Here is a 15,962-nt window from a genome sequence, read left to right on the forward strand (position 1 = left end):
AACAATTTAAAAGTGGAAAATTAACTAAGGAAAAATTGGAAGAGATGAAGAGTATCCCTTATGAAGAAAGAGAAGTTGAAATAGAAGCAAATACTATCGCTAAGGAAGTCATGGGTAGAAATAATGAGTTCGATAAAAGGATTATTAGATTTTTAACATCAAATGATTCCATAGACAATGATAATTTGCATAGCATATTGGAGTCATTTGGTAAGTAAGTACCCTAATTATAATTAATAGGATGATGAAGGAATAAAAATATCTAAATACTATAGATATTTTTATTCCTTATTTACTTATTTTTTTGAAAATCTACAAAGAACGTGATATTCCTTGCATTAAGAATTTTCTATGTGTTTATAAAAAATTTGAGTATTCTGATTATCTAGTTCATTTAAAGTGAAGTGAACTCCCAAGTTAGAAAGGTCGTTTCATTAGGCAGTTTCTAGAATTATTAGTTGAAACTTCTAGGCATAAAGGTGTATTAAAGTTAATATATTGCGAAATCTTTATTGTACGTTGGATATATAAAATAAGCGCTCTAATTTTTGATAGAATGCCATTTTTCCGTAATATATGGACCTAATCTCGAACTGAAGACCTCCACTCTGTTAAGCTGAAGGTCTTTAATATTTATTAATTTTCTTTTTGTATAATAAACTCCCAAAACTTTTTTAATTCCTCACGTTTTTGAGGAGTAGCATTTTTTATATCTTTAAACCATTGATGAAGCTCAGGATCTTGTAAGTCTGTAACTTGTCTGATTTCGGTTATACCCAGGATGTAATCAATTGATACTTCAAAGAAAGTGGCTAATTTTATCAATGTATTATAATCAGGTTCGCGATTCCCTTGTTCATACATTGCATATGTAGTTCGGGCAATCCCTAGTTGTTTTGCCATGTCTTCTTGACGCAGTTTGCGTTCTTTTCGAAGAGTGTGTAGTCTTGTGCCAAACATACGCTACCTCCTTTTAGGTATTTTCTATATCAATTATAACGTCACAATATGTAACATTTAATAAAGTACACGAAATGTGTAAAAATTATTGATTTTATACTTTTTTTCATATAACATAATAATTAAATACACATTTCGTGACAATTAAGGGTGGGGAATAATGAGATTGTGGTTATTGGAAAAACGTAAACATACAGAGAAAACACAAGATTATATTGCATGTAAGGCAAGAATATCTAGAAGTATGTATGCAATGATTGAAGGTGGTGAACGAAATCCGAGTGTTCCTGTTGCAAAGAATATAGCTAAGGTACTAAATTTTGATTGGACTCTTTTTTTTGAAGAATAATGTCACGAAATGTGTAATTTTGAGGTGAGAAGTTCGTTTCTTTATGGTTTTTCTAAAACAATAAAATTTATTAAGTATTTTTAACAAAACATTAAATAAGGGGAGTGTTTAAATATGAACATGAAAACATTTGAAATGCGTGAAAAACGATTAGCAGAACTACTAGGTGCAAAAGTATTATGGGAATTTATAAGTGCTGTCACAGAGGAAATTGAAAAACAAGAATTAGAGTCTACACCAGGTTTATTAGAAGATCTATTCATACATGTAAAAGAAACTATTCAAATTCAAAATATGAATCAACGCATAACAAAAGCCCCTGTAAAAACAGAGGCTGAAGGTATAAATAAAGATACATTATTTATGGAAGCATATGTAGAGTTAATCAATCATAAGTTTGTTATTTCTGAATTAGCTGTAGAGCTTTCATCTGTTCTAAAAGAATTAAATTGTTTTGTTCAATCATCTTTGCCACAGCTTCAAAGTGAGCTTGATTCTCAAGAACCTCAATCTGCTTCTCTTTAGGGAGTGATTGAAGTATTTCTTTTATTTCTTTACACTCGTATATGTTATTCTCCGAGCCGTCGATTAATTTATTGCGACGATTGGTGTATTCAAGTGCACCTAAAGTCGCTAATGCGCGAGGATCTAAACCTAGAATTTCCATGTATTCCTCTCCTTTCCTCTACAATAATTCGATAGGGGGAAGGAGATTCCTTTAATAATTTGGTAGAGTTTTTATAGTTATATAACATATTTTTTATTAGTGAGAATTTTATTTTGCAGGAATACTCTAGAATTAGACTTAAAATGTTTACCTTCGTCTAAATACAAGTTATACACACATATATTGATCTTATAAAGGTATATATTACACTAATATTATGTTAAAGGTGGCGAAATGTATCATGAAAGATTTTGTTCTCGAAAAAGAAAACATTATTCGTAAATATGGTGAATGGACCGCTTATGATATTAAATTAACGGATACTCTATATACAAGAGATATTCGACAACCAAATCCTGCGTTAAAAAAAATTGTGACAATGATTCAAGATATCACACAATGTGATTTTAAAAATCTTCGAATCTTAGATTTAGCTTGTTTAGAGGGGCATTACGCTATTGAGTTTGCTATGCAAGGAGCAACTGTTGTAGGGATAGAAGGAAGAGAATCAAACATACAAAAAGCTATATTCGCTAAAGATTTATTAAGATTGGAAAACTTAACCTTTTATCAAGATGATGTAAGAAATTTAAGTGCTGAAAAATATGGTCAATTTGATATTGTTTTATGCTCGGGTATTTTATATCATTTAGACTGCTCAGATGTATTCCACTTTTTAGAAAAAGTGTATGAAGTATGCAAAAGGTTTGTAATAATTGATACTCATATCACTTCTACACCTAATGTGTCAGTACTTTATAAAAATTATGAATATAAGGGACACACAATGCTAGAACACTCTGCTAATTCATCAATAGAAGAACGTTTAAAATCAAAATGGGCATCATTAGATAACGTTACTAGTTTTTGGATGACAAAATCCTCTCTATACAATTTTTTAACGCGAACAGGTTTCTCTTCTATAAATGAATCCAGAAGTTTAGTTCAAGAAGATAGGATTACTGTTGTAGCTTTTAAGAAATACCCAATAGAAATTAAAAGCTCTCCTGAAACAGAAAAATACATTGAACCCGATTATTTAGAATGCTAAAAATAACACGTTTAAGTTTAATATCCTAATTACTAAGTATGAGGTAGCACTATATGCCCTTCAAGCTAAAAACTTAAAGTATCCCTGAACAAAATTATCAATTTTCCAAAAGCTATTTATATAAATGCAATCCGTTGCTTCCGTTTTGGGGGCACTATAAAGTTTTAGCTTTATAGTGATGGGATAGCACCGCATTGCTATCAACTTAAAGAAATACTTCCGAAAACAAAAAATGAAAAGAATAATAAAAAAGCTTATCATTACGTGTTGAAGGATAAGCTTTTTTATTTAGCGTTCGATAGAACTCTTTACTTAGGAATTCCCCACTTCTAAACGAAGTGAAAGAGGGGGTATTTCAATTGTAATTACAACAAATTAGTTAAAAAAGACTTAAATATAAGTGGTTACTAAAATAGTGTCTTTCTTAAACTGTTCTCATGTAATGTTCCTCATGTATCAGTTTTCTTATCTCATTTTTTCTAAGAGTCATCCCAGCTTCAGAAACTGTGTAACGGAAACCAAAGAAACATGAAGCCAAATTAATACAATAAAAGAACAATTTAAAAATATGTTGTGATTATAAAATGGTGCCAAGAAAGGATTGCTCATTTTATGCTTCTACAGTTCATACAATAAATTGATGAATTTCTAAAAGCGGAACCATATTTGGAAATTTAGGCTGATGGTGAGTGAAGTAAAGATGCTTGGTGTTGTGAAAAATTAGGTAGTTTAAAAGGGGATTTTTTATGAAGAATGAACGAGTAGTAACTTGTAATAAAAAAGGAAGTATTGCTGTCGTTACAATTCAAAATCCACCAGTCAACACTTTAAGTTTAGAAGTAGTTCAACAATTAGTAGATGTATTAGAGGAAATAGAAATTGATAATGATATTTCAGTCGTAATTATAACTGGAAGTGGAGAAAAGGCCTTTGTAGCAGGAGGGAATATAAAAGAATTTCCAGATTGGATGGGCAAAGGTGAAAAATATGCCGAGATGAAATCATTAGAATTGCACCAACCTCTTAATCAACTAGAGAATCTGTCTAAACCGACTATAGCTGCTGTTAATGGGTTAGCACTAGGTGGTGGATGTGAATTAGCACTTGCTTGTGACTTAAGGATAATAGAAGAACAATCTTTAATTGGATTACCGGAAATTACGTTAGGTTTATTTCCTGGGGCTGGAGGAACCCAACGCTTACCTAGATTAATTGGAGAAGGGAAAGCAAAAGAGATGATGTTCACAGGGAAATCGATTACAGCTAAAGAAGCAAAAGAAATAGGCTTGGTTAACTACATTACCCCTCGAGGAGAGGCGTTAAATAAAGCAAAAGAGATTGCAAGGGATATAAGTAAATTTTCTCTTCCAGCTCTCGCCTATATGAAGTTGGCAATTCGCGAAGGGGCAGCAGTACCTTTACAAGAAGGGCTTGAGATTGAAGCGCGTTACTTTGGAAAAGTATTTCAAACAGAAGATGTGAAGGAGGGGGTAAAGGCATTTATTGAAAAAAGAATGCCGCATTTTACAAATAAATAGAATGGGACGAAAAAAGTTATCCAGGTTTATTCTACACTATGTCAACATAGCTGCTGTTTTTAAAGCTATTTATTTGTTTTTCGCAACACCTTTCAGATCTAGTTCGTCTAATAAATAGATTTGTAGTAGCATGTCTATTTCAAAAGTGAAAATAAATAAAAAGGCGGAGGAATAGAATGGAAAATGGTACAAATGAAAAGGAAATAAATCAAACGCCTTTAGTAAGTGTATTAATTCCTACGTATAATCGTCCACACTACTTTGAAAAAGCTTTATGTAGTGTATTAGAACAAACGTATCCTAATATAGAAATTATAATAGGGGATGATAGTACAAACGACGAAACAGAGAAAGTGTTACAAAAGTACTTGTATGATCATTCAAATATTATTTATATAAAAAATAAGTCAACTCTTGGACAATTTGAGAACTCACGTATGTTATTTCATAAAGCGAAAGGTGAGTATATAAACTTCTTAATGGATGATGATTTATTTCATGTAAATAAAATTGAAAAAATGATGAAATACTTTTTAAATGACCTAGATAATGAAATTAAGCTTGTAACATCCCATCGCCAAGTAATGGATGCAGAAGGAAACCTATTGCCAGATGTTTATGCAACGATGCGTTTATTTTTTACAGATACGATTATAGATGGGCTACAATTAGGAAAAATGGTGATTATGAATCAAAAGAATTATATAGGAGAACCGACAACGGTTTTATTTCGTAAAAGTGATTTAACAGAACCGTATGGTGTATTTGATAAAAGGCGGTATCTTTGCAACGTAGATGTAGCTTCATGGTTATCCTTACTGAGTAAAGGGAAAGCAGTATATATAGCGGAGACACTCAGTTACTTTCGATTACATTCAAATCAGCAGTTAAATGAATCTAATAAAATGATGGATGGGTTAGAGGATTTTTCTCATAGTATTATTATAGCTGGAGAAAAATATGGTTTCTTATCCTCCGAAGAGGAGTTAGACAGAGCTATTACAAATTTTCTAGACTATGCAAGAAGAATTGTTCCATCATCCATATTATATTCATTGGATTACTATCAACAAATCAAGCTAAAGAAAATAAATATTGAAAAGAAAAAACAGCGTATGAATATCAACTCGCACCTCCCAAAAGTCAGTATACTAATTCCTGCCTACAATAGACCTCATTACTTAGAATTAGCCCTCAAAAGTGCTTTGAATCAAACCTATGAAAATATTGAAATTATAATTTCTGACGATAGTACAAATGATGAAGTAAAAACAATGATCCAGCCATACTTAAAAGAACATGAATGTATAACATATGTTAAAAATGAAAATCCATTGGTGGCTGAAAATTTTAATCAATGTATAGAGCTTGCTACTGGTGAATATATAAATTTTTTATTAGATGATGATTTATTTCATCTTGAAAAGATTGAGAGAATGATGAAATACTTTTTTGAATTAGAAAACATTGCATTTGTGACGTCGTACCGTGAACTGATTGATGAGAATGGAGAGGTATTACCCCCCTCAACATTGAATATGAAAATTGCCACAGAAACTACAATTTTTGAAGGGAAAATACTAGGGAATTATATGTTGAAAAACTTAAAAAACGTAGTTGGAGAACCAACAACGGTTTTGTTTAATCGTAATTTTTTTGGAGGGAAATTTGGTTATTTTAAGGGGAAAGCATATTCTTCTATTAATGACATTGCAACTTGGTTAGATATGATGAGGAAAGGAAAAGCAGTTTATATACAGGAACCTCTTAGCTACTTTAGACAACATAGTGGACAAAATCAAAAACAAATGTACTTTATATTAATGACAATTGAAGAATGGATTGAATTAATTACAGATGCACATAATAGTGGGTTTTTAAATTCTGAACAAGATTATAAAGAGAGCTTATCTTATTGTTTGGAGAATGCGGGATTTATACTTAAGGATGCAGTAAGAAGTGGAGAACTAGATCAAATTTATAATGAAAAGATAAAAAGCGGGTTAATTAAACTAGTTACGCATATATTTGAGAAAAATATTTGTTATTGCCAATATTGCAATCAAGAATTTAAAAGTTTTTCTCCTTGGCCAGCACATTATGATTTTCTAAAATATGAATTTGAGATGTGGAATAAAGATACAGGTATCTGTCCAGTTTGCTATTCGATGGATCGTGACAGGTTGTATCGTGCGTACATTGAAACAGAAACGGATTTGTTAAGTAGGAATTATACTATGCTTCATATTGCACCTGAAGTGAAGGTAAGAGGATGGCTTAACCAGTTTAAAAACATTACTTATATATGTGGGGATTTAGAACCAAAGGATTCTTTAATGGAGGAAATTGATATTACGAGAATTGCATACGAAAATAATACCTTTGATGTTATTTTATGTAGTCATGTATTAGAACACGTGCCTGACGATGAAAAAGCAATGCGAGAATTATATAGGGTACTAAAGCCAAATGGATGGGGAATTATTCAAGTGCCAATCGTAATGAATGTAGATTTTATTATAGAGGATAAATCTATTGTAACACCATTATTGAGAAAATTAGCCTTTGGTCAAGAAGATCATGTTAGGATTTATAATCGATCGGGATTTATTCAACGATTAACAGATGCGGGCTTTAAGGTAGAATTGTATAACATAGCTGAGAAACAAGGAATAGAAATTGCTAGGAAATTCGGATTATCTGAAACGGATATGCTCTATATTGTCCGAAAATGATAGAAAGGAATAGATGCATATGGAGAATATTCCTTTTTTACGTGCGTCAATTGTACCTGCAAACGAGTACTTAGATGAATTAGAGCGAATTGATATATCCCACATATATACAAATTATGGACCTATAAATCAACGTTTTGAAGAAAAAATTATGTCGGAATTTTTTCAGAACAGGGGAGCAGTTACAACAGTAGCAAATGCAACGCTAGGGTTAATGGCGGCAATTCAATGTAAGAAAAGAAAAGAAGGAAAGTATGCTCTTATGCCTAGTTTTACATTCCCTGCTACTCCATTGGCAGCTATTTGGTGTGGCTTGGAGCCTTATTTTATTGATATTTCATTGGATGATTGGTGTATGGATAAAACGGTACTTTTGGATAAGATTGATGAATTAAAAGAAGAGGTTGCAGTTGTTGTTCCATATGCAACATTCGGATCATGGATGGACTTGAAAGACTATGAAGAATTAGAGAAAAAGGGTGTTCCGGTTGTTGTAGATGCGGCACCAGGGTTTGGATTAATGTATGAGGGTGTACATTACGGTCAGAATTTTAGTGGTATGATTGTATATAGCTTTCATGCAACAAAGCCTTTCGGAATTGGTGAAGGTGGTATGATATATAGTCATAATGAGGAAGAAATAAATCAAATTAAAAGAATGGGGAATTTTGGATTTGATCATAATCGTGAATGTACGATGATGGGGTTTAACTGTAAAATGACTGAATATGCAGCAGCTATTGGGATTACAACGATAAATAAATGGAATCAAAAAATGCAAGAACGAACTCGTATCTCTGAATGGTATAAACAGTTATTACAAAGTACGGGATTAATAAAAAAAGGTTGGCAAGTTCAAAAGACAAAAGCAGTTATTCATCAATTTATGCCTATTCTCGGTTCAGAAAAAATTAACAATATGCAGATAATAGAAAAGTTGAAAAAGCAAAGGATAGAAGCTAGATCATATTTTTCACCATCTTGTCATCAACAAGATTTCTTTAAAAAATATAAGTCTACAGATTTAACAAATACAAATAAAATAGAAAAACGAATAATTAGTCTACCTTTATGGGAAGGAATGACAAAAGAAATCGTAGAGAAAATTATAATGTGTTTAATGCAGAAGGGGGTTTCCACAGATGAATAGTTTTTATAGTCAAGAAGAGTTGAGCGAAATTGGCTTTCTATCTGTCGGGGAAAATGTATTAATAAGTAAAAAAACCAGCATATATAATCCAGGTGCTATATCTGTTGGAAATAATGTAAGAATCGATGACTTTTGCATTTTAAGTGGCAAAATTACAATTGGAAGTTATTCGCATATAGCGGCATATACAGCGTTATTTGGAGGAGAAATGGGGATTGAAATGCATGATTTTGCAAATATTTCATCAAGTACAATTGTATATGCAGCAATTGATGATTTTAGCGGAAATACATTAATGGGACCGACTGTTCCACATCAATATAAAAATGTGAAAGCTGGAAAAGTTATTTTAAAAAAGCATGCCATTGTTGGTGCGCATTCTATTATCTTTCCAAATGTAGTAATAGGAGAAGGAACGGCAGTTGGCGCGATGAGTATGGTAAAGGAAAGTTTAGATGATTGGTATATATATGTTGGGGTGCCCGTAAGAAAAATAAAAGCTCGTAAAAAAAATATAGTAGAATTAGAAAATGAATTTTTAAAAAGTATTAATTCCTGAGTGTTTAAAAGATTTTGTTGCAGCATTTCTAAAAAAAATAAAAATAGAAGAAATGACAAATCAAATGTATCAAAAGCTACTCTTTACAGAGCAATTAGAAAAAGAAAAAAGGATATTGTTTAAGTACTCACTTAATACGTGAGTACTTTTTTGGTTTAAATAAAGCATTAAAAAAATATCTGAAACAAAAATGTAAAAGTAGATGATTTAGAAATATATATTAAACTGGTGATAGTTATGATGAAAAAATGTACTTAATCTATCGGTTATTGGTTAGTTGAAGAGTAGTGATTATTTGTTGAGGTCTGGAGAAGTCAAAAACGCTAATGGTGGATATCGAGTGTTATTTAAAAAAGAGGTTGGGTATCTAAAAGTTCCAACCCTTTTTGTAAGTGAGTAAATTCAGATAGAGAATGGTCTATATTACAATTATTGCTGTGAATGTAAAAGTAATAATTTTTTTATCGTTTTCTGACAGAAGACTCCTTCCTCAAAAATGTGAAGGTGTGAAACACCAATTTTAGGTAGGAGATGAATGTCGGTTGGCATAAGCTAACATATTTGCTATCATTTACTTGTACTGATTGCTCTTCGAAAACTGAAGATATGAGGTTGGTTGCAGAAAAACGTTGCAACCGTAAAATCTTCAACGTTCTATCGCCTCACGCTTCTCAAAATTGCGAAAACCAAGCTAAATTAGGTAGTGTGGTGAGTCAGCGTACAAGATACTTATGTTCTCACCGTAGGGACTGCGGGTAGAGCTTGCTAAGATAACTGGTGGATACATCGGTGTTCGCAGGAATCTCCCACTTCAAACAGTCCGTTAGGACGTTAAGTGGTGAGTAGTTCAAAAAAAACCATGATATGAATACTCTTTTTTCTTATCCTATCTTGGTGGTTGTATTATAGATTTATAATCTCCTTGCTCCGCTGGTGTTAAGCATATCAGTTGGCATTCTAACAGATTTAATTGTACACATCCCATTATCTTTAAAAGAGAATATTGCTGTAACCATCTCATGACCTGCTTCATGGTCAATTCTGTGTACAAATAAACGTGTTCCAGCAGGAATTACAAATAGAAAAGGTGTTTGACCAGTAGGGGTCATTTCTATTTTCAAATCTTTTTGCGTGTCATAAAAATGTCCAACCTCAAATGCACGAAATTCATTTGGATTATTATAATAGTTATATGGATATAGATTCTGATACATAAATCTAACCTCTTTCTTTTTGTAAATTTATTTAATACATTAACCTATATATTCATCAATTTAATTTGTGTATAGGCTAAAACATAATAATAGGGAAAATCGTATGAGGGAATGGATTTGATATTTTTACAATGGATTACATATTGCCAGTGACTGTCGTCTGATAGAAATAAGACAGTAATTTTCGTAAGTAGTTTGATGTCGTTGTTTATTGAAGAGTGGTAATGAAAAATATACAAGAAATGAGCGTTATTAAATTTATGGAAAAGCAGAATTTTTCTAGCAACAATTAGACGTCAACAAAAACAATTTCAGCAAGACAAGACGGAAAATCACGATATCAATTTTAAATAGAATGATAAAAGCACGTGCAGCCTAAACATGTGCTTTTTTTCATATTTACATGGGAAATGAGCGGGAAGGACATTTCACACGGTTTGATTAGTATAATCGTTAATTTTATCGGAAAGTGTGCGCGGGTGGGATAGCTCCTGTGACTTTGTATCTTTCTATGAAATGAAAGATTGTATGTAGTGTTTATTTTAGTATACATTTTAAGTTGGAAATTCGATGCTTAGGATAAATTAAAATGCCCAATTATCTTAATTGAAAAGGAAAGAGAAACGCTAAGCGTAAATGGTCAACACGTAAATTACCTAATTAAAACAGGAGGAATTATATATTCTTAACATTTGTAATTATGGAATTTAATGAAAATACTTCGAAACAATTATTATCTTTGTGTTATATCGTGAAAGATAATGTATTACCTTTACTATCTATAATTTGATTATAGATAGTAAAGGTATATTACGAAATATTCTTATGGGAGTTACCGGTTTAAGTTTAATTAAGTAAAGGGATAGAGTACTTTAAAAAATCATCATAGATAAAATAGGGTTAAATCTTGTTTATGTTCAATTCTCTGATATAGGAGATAGTTTTTTGTTAGGCAATCCCCCAATTTTGTATAGACAATCATCTAACACATAGACAGCAAAATATAATACCGTGAAAAATACATTTAAATTGAGGAGTGATTGTCTGTGTATTATCCGTATAACCCGTATTATCCACCTTATACTTATGACGATGGTATAACGAATCGTACAACTGGTCCTAATTCAGATTTATACCAGGCTGGTTATCAAGACGGCTATCAAGCTGGTTATCAAGATGCGCAACAACCTGGGCAATATGTGGGGGAGGAAACTTCCATTAGACAAAGCTATCCACTAGTTGTCCGGGGAGGTGGCGCTCTTAGTTTTAGTGCGCAACCGGGAAATCAACAGGGAGATTTCAATATACTTGAGTTGTTTTTCAAGGGAGGGCAAAGACCAGCACCTTCAGGATTAGCTCCTGGCGAAGGTTCTTGGGTTGATCGTGGACTGAGAGAAAACGAGCCGACCATTATTCATCAGTGGGTTCCCGCGGGAGTTACATCTGCCCGCTGGTTCGATGATTTAAGGGACCCAAATAAGTACTGGACATTCTATGTTTATAATACCGGTCAGGGAGTAATGAGAGTAACACACGCATTTCCAGGGAAACCGTTTTAGTTTCAGTTTTTGAACGTATATACCATCGGCCTAGGTTTCTTAGGACTGGAAAGCATAACAATTGTGGAACATACACTTTTCTTTAATAAAAGATTGATAGAGATTAGTACCCTTTTAAAAAAAGATACCCCACGTGCCTTGAATGGGAAGTACAATCTGAAATAGATTCAACCTTCGTTGGGGTAATGGTTCGCCCATTACAGGATAATAATTTTAATACACGGATGAGATATTACACAGGTCTCCTCATGAGGGTAGTAGGTTCATGCGCAATGAAACTAGTAAAGATAGAGATTAAAGGGCTTGCTTCCTATTACATCAAAACAAGGTTATTAACTTAACAGTGCTACTCAGAAGGTATAAATAGGGGCAGAAGCACTTTGTGAGCTTATAAGTGTAGTAATAGAGAGAATTAAAAAGCAAGAATTAGAGTCTATATTAGGTTTATTAGAAAATCTATTCGTACATGTGAAAGAAACCATTCAAATTCAAAATATGAATCAACGCATAACAAAAGCCTCTGTAAAAACAGAGGCTGATGGTATAAATAAAGATACATTATTTATGGAAGCATATGTAGAATTAATCAATCATAAGTTTATTATTTCTGAATTAGTTGTAGAGCTTTCATCTGTTCTAAAAGAATTAAATTGTTTTGTTCAATCATCTTTGCCACAGCTTCAAAGTGAGCTTGATTCTCAAGAACCTCAATCTGCTTCTCTTTAGGGAGTGATTGAAGTATTTCTTTTATTTCTTTACACTCGTATATGTTATTCTCCGAGTCTTCGATTAATTTATTGCGACGATTGGTGTATTCAAGTGCACCTAAGGTCGCTAATGCGCGAGGATCTAATCCTAGAATTTCCATGTATTCCTCTCCTTTCCTCTACAATAATTCGATAGGGGGAAGGAGATTCCTTTAATGAATTAGTAGAGTCTTTATGTAGCTATACAAATTGTTAATGTTTAGTAGACATGTTACCAAGCAGGAATGTAATAGAATTAGACTTTAAAGAGCTTCTAAAAAAGGTCAAAAGAAAGGGGAATCCAGTAATTCTCACTCTTTTTCCTTAAATAATCTACATATGATACGGTTGTTTTCTTTTATCATGAATTTTACATTGGATTCTTTGGGGAAGATTAGGTAGATAAAGGATATGGGGAATGAATGCATAGATAAATAAAATGAAAGAGAATTGTAAGAATTACAGGGATTGTTAAGGGGTTATTAGGTGGGAATTTTCAAGTACTTAAGGGTGGGAAGATGTGTATCAATCATTACTTAAAAAGTAAAAGATTAGTCGTTAAATAGGGAGAAGTGTCTAAGTTAATTGTATAGATGAAAAAACGGAGCATATGACATTAAAGCATGATGAAACATGTTGAAATAAATAGAAGGGGATATTTAGGTAGGCTAAGCAGAGAAATAAGGCATGCTGAGAAAGTGACTATTGAATTCGAAGAACTTAAAGTGTGAAAGGTAGCACTTATGTAAGAATATCTATTACTAATTTACTCTATATAAAAAAGTAGCTGCACAAAAGTACAGCTAGTCTTCTTCACAAATTTATATGGCCTTGATGACGAATTGAGATTGAGGTATATATAGTAATTGAGCTGTTAAGGAAGTTGTTGTATTAGCAAATGGGTATGCTTCCTTATAAAGAAAATTACTATACACTATTTCATTCATTTCATAGGTCGTACACAGTTTTTTTAGGATTTTTTGAGAAATTTTATTTGTACAAGCAGCAATAAAATCAAAATCTCTTTTACTTATTTCTTGAATGGCATGTGAAAGCAGGGTAGTGACTATACCACTTCCCATCCAATCTGGATGACAAGCGCCCATATCTAGATAGACCAATTTTTCTTTATCTAAATGAGAAAACTCAATAGATTCTGTCTCTAATGTATCTAAAAGGTGAAAAATAGGTTCCATTTGCGGACATAGTTCAATCGCTTTCTCTGTATCTATTAGTGGCTGGGTTACTTTTTTGGTTAAAAGAACTCCAACAATTTGAAAATTTTCTATTGCTACAAATGACATAGCTTGAGATACAGCTTGTTTCATCATTTCTTCGCACATTTTGTGAAAAGGAGCAAAAGGAATTTGTAAACTGCTTACAAGAGGTTCATTATTCACAAAAGAATGTGCAAGTAAATGTGCTGCATCTTTCACGTGGTGTGTATCAAGTAGTTCTATATTCATATGTTTTTCCTCTTTCCTGATATAGTGAATAGTAATTAAAAGGATTAAAAATTTTATTTCATCTAGTTAAGTTTAACTATTAAAGCGCTAACAAATATGGTTATGAAACATATGAATGAATCTGTTTAGTAGCAATCGAAATATGTTTATAAAGAAATTCTACGATCTCATCTATACATTCAACAGTTGTATATGGAGAGATTGAAAAGAACTTCAATGTAGAAATCGGATTTCTATCATAACTGTTTATTACATCTACTACACAAGAACGAGTTGTATCACCAAAAAATACTTGATCGCGATTTTCCCCTAGGTAATTAAATAGTTCAATATTTAATCGGTTTGTATCCTCAATCTCTTCTTTTGTTGCAAGGCCTATTCGTTCTTTTTCCCAATTTTCTTGGCCATCTCCATTCATATAGAAACGGAAAGTTGTAATTGGTCCATATGTAAAATCATTTGTGATTGCGACTTGAGGTAGCGCCTTGCGTAACTTCTCTCTAAATAATAGATTTACACGAATATAATTTGCTAATAATTTTTGATATCCTTCAATTCCAAAGGCTAATAGATTGATATACATGGGAATAGCGCTACCAGCTCGTGAACATTCTAAGGTATAGCCTGTATGATAACTCCCATATGATCTATTACCAAGATAAGGTGTATCATCTTGTTCAATGTCCATCAGTTGTAAATCAGTATGATTTTTTACGATTAAAATGCTTGAAGCGTAAGGTGTTTGTCCTAATTTATGAAAATCAAAACATACACTATCTGCAAGAGACATAAATTGCATTTTATCTTGTACGTATTGTAAGGCATTTTTTACATTAGGTTCAAATGAGAGTGGATTTTCTTCAAAATCATAATTATTAAAGAAACCATAGAATCCGCCCATTGCAGAATCAGCATGGATATAAATAGGTTTTAATTTATATGTTTTCTGTATTGCTTCAGCGCTTTCTTTAATTTTTTTTATATCATCAATGGTAAATGTATCTGTTGACCCCATAGTAGCTAGAATATAAAGGGGGATACCGCCATTTTCAATAACTTGTATCATTTTAGCCTCTAAGTCTTCTATATCCATAGAACTTGTATAAGGATCAGTTTTCACTTTTATTAAGTGATTTGACCCAATGCCAGTTGCTTCAGCTGACTTTAATAAACTATAGTGTGCATTTTCAGAAGCAAAGCAATATACATTTTGTGGAGCACCATGTTCTTTTGCTAATGGGAATTGTTTAGAAATTGCTAAACGTAAGCTCGAAAATACACAACCTTGTCCACCCCATGTTGTATAGCCGCCGCTATTATGTGGATTATAACCTATCAGTTTTGAAAGCATGGATACAACTTTTACTTCTGCTTCTGCTGCCCCTGGGCCATAGACATCCCAAACACCATTACCATTTAAAAGAGCCATGGTTAGTTGACCCAATAATGACGGAATACTTGGTAGTGGTACGGCGTTCGATAAGTAGTATTTATTTGGATAAGGATGGCCATTCATAAATTGGTTTAGCTCTTCTATAACCTCAGACATAGTGATGCCAGCTAGTGGAATATGACTTTGGTGAATTAAGCCATTGTAGTATCCTTCTGATTTTTCCTCACATTTACCTAAAGTAGCTCGCTCTTCATTTTTTAATCGGTCAAGATTTTTAATTATTTTCTGCATAGATTCTAATAAAAGTTGTTGTTTTTCTTCATTTCCGTCAACGCTCGGAAATAATTTTAAAATATCTTGCATGCAGTCACTTCTCCTTGTGAAAAACTGGATTTTTATTTTACTTGGTTAAACATAAGGGTGTAATAATTTGTAATTACCTTTTTGAGTACTTAGAAATGAGGAGCTATTTAGAAAAAAATGTAATTCCATAGAAGATTATATGAATTATAGAATTTAAAGTAAAGAAAAATTTTTTGATTTATTTCAAAAAAATTAATTGTGAGATAATGAAG

Annotated in this window: 14 protein-coding genes; 9 read left to right on the forward strand and 5 right to left on the reverse strand. The window is 32.3% G+C overall.

What is annotated here, in order from left to right; translation table 11 throughout:
- A partial coding sequence (locus ABWK52_RS22280; RefSeq protein ID WP_353772136.1) for a hypothetical protein occupies positions 1 to 218 on the forward strand: 218 nt, incomplete at its 5' end.
- A gap of 418 nt (positions 219 to 636) precedes the next feature.
- Here the strand turns inward: ABWK52_RS22280 and ABWK52_RS22285 are convergent.
- Positions 637 to 960, reverse strand: a complete 324-nt coding sequence (locus ABWK52_RS22285) for a helix-turn-helix domain-containing protein (RefSeq protein WP_087951364.1) — start codon at positions 958 to 960, stop codon at positions 637 to 639.
- Positions 961 to 1,120: 160 nt separating this feature from the next.
- On the opposite strand from ABWK52_RS22285, the gene ABWK52_RS22290 reads away from it, so the two are divergent.
- From ABWK52_RS22290 to ABWK52_RS22320, 7 genes are all read left to right on the forward strand, one after another.
- A complete protein-coding gene (locus ABWK52_RS22290; RefSeq protein ID WP_087951365.1) occupies positions 1,121 to 1,309 on the forward strand; it encodes a helix-turn-helix transcriptional regulator in 189 nt (62 codons plus the stop codon).
- 114 nt (positions 1,310 to 1,423) lie between these two features.
- Positions 1,424 to 1,834: a hypothetical protein gene (locus ABWK52_RS22295; RefSeq protein WP_061663539.1), complete on the forward strand. Its 411-nt coding sequence runs from the start codon at positions 1,424 to 1,426 to the stop codon at positions 1,832 to 1,834.
- 383 nt (positions 1,835 to 2,217) lie between these two features.
- Complete coding sequence (locus ABWK52_RS22300) at positions 2,218 to 3,027, forward strand: class I SAM-dependent methyltransferase (protein WP_353772137.1); 810 nt, start codon at positions 2,218 to 2,220, stop codon at positions 3,025 to 3,027.
- 746 nt (positions 3,028 to 3,773) lie between these two features.
- Complete coding sequence (locus tag ABWK52_RS22305; protein ID WP_061655964.1) at positions 3,774 to 4,565, forward strand: enoyl-CoA hydratase; 792 nt, start codon at positions 3,774 to 3,776, stop codon at positions 4,563 to 4,565.
- 176 nt (positions 4,566 to 4,741) lie between these two features.
- Positions 4,742 to 7,300, forward strand: coding sequence for a glycosyltransferase (locus ABWK52_RS22310; protein WP_098541624.1), 2,559 nt, complete (start codon positions 4,742 to 4,744; stop codon positions 7,298 to 7,300).
- A 19-nt stretch (positions 7,301 to 7,319) separates the two neighbouring features.
- Entirely contained in the window at positions 7,320 to 8,450 is a 1,131-nt protein-coding gene (locus ABWK52_RS22315; protein WP_098541626.1) for an aminotransferase class I/II-fold pyridoxal phosphate-dependent enzyme, read from the forward strand.
- Positions 8,443 to 9,009 carry an acyltransferase gene (locus ABWK52_RS22320; RefSeq protein ID WP_098541628.1) on the forward strand — a complete coding sequence of 189 codons (567 nt, stop codon included), beginning with the start codon at positions 8,443 to 8,445 and terminating at the stop codon, positions 9,007 to 9,009. Before ABWK52_RS22315 ends, ABWK52_RS22320 begins: the two co-directional genes overlap by 8 nt.
- Before the next feature lie 911 nt (positions 9,010 to 9,920).
- On the opposite strand, the gene ABWK52_RS22325 is transcribed toward ABWK52_RS22320, so the two are convergent.
- Positions 9,921 to 10,223: a hypothetical protein gene (locus tag ABWK52_RS22325; protein WP_000284558.1), complete on the reverse strand. Its 303-nt coding sequence runs from the start codon at positions 10,221 to 10,223 to the stop codon at positions 9,921 to 9,923.
- Between the two features lie 1,046 nt (positions 10,224 to 11,269).
- On the opposite strand from ABWK52_RS22325, the gene ABWK52_RS22330 reads away from it, so the two are divergent.
- On the forward strand, positions 11,270 to 11,782 hold the full coding sequence (locus ABWK52_RS22330; protein WP_000291766.1) for a hypothetical protein: 513 nt from the start codon (positions 11,270 to 11,272) through the stop codon (positions 11,780 to 11,782).
- A gap of 601 nt (positions 11,783 to 12,383) precedes the next feature.
- Here the strand turns inward: ABWK52_RS22330 and ABWK52_RS22335 are convergent.
- The 3 genes from ABWK52_RS22335 to ABWK52_RS22345 form a co-directional block, all read right to left on the reverse strand.
- Complete coding sequence (locus tag ABWK52_RS22335) at positions 12,384 to 12,650, reverse strand: hypothetical protein (RefSeq protein WP_000404243.1); 267 nt, start codon at positions 12,648 to 12,650, stop codon at positions 12,384 to 12,386.
- Between the two features lie 699 nt (positions 12,651 to 13,349).
- Complete coding sequence (locus tag ABWK52_RS22340; RefSeq protein ID WP_065845635.1) at positions 13,350 to 13,994, reverse strand: hypothetical protein; 645 nt, start codon at positions 13,992 to 13,994, stop codon at positions 13,350 to 13,352.
- A gap of 100 nt (positions 13,995 to 14,094) precedes the next feature.
- The gene (locus ABWK52_RS22345; protein WP_098541630.1) at positions 14,095 to 15,750 is read right to left on the reverse strand and encodes a pyridoxal phosphate-dependent decarboxylase family protein; all 1,656 of its coding nucleotides are present in this window, start codon (positions 15,748 to 15,750) and stop codon (positions 14,095 to 14,097) included.
- Positions 15,751 to 15,962: the final 212 nt, after the last annotated feature.

The organism is Bacillus sp. AP50, assembly GCF_040492675.1.
Taxonomy (GTDB): domain Bacteria; phylum Bacillota; class Bacilli; order Bacillales; family Bacillaceae_G; genus Bacillus_A; species Bacillus_A cereus.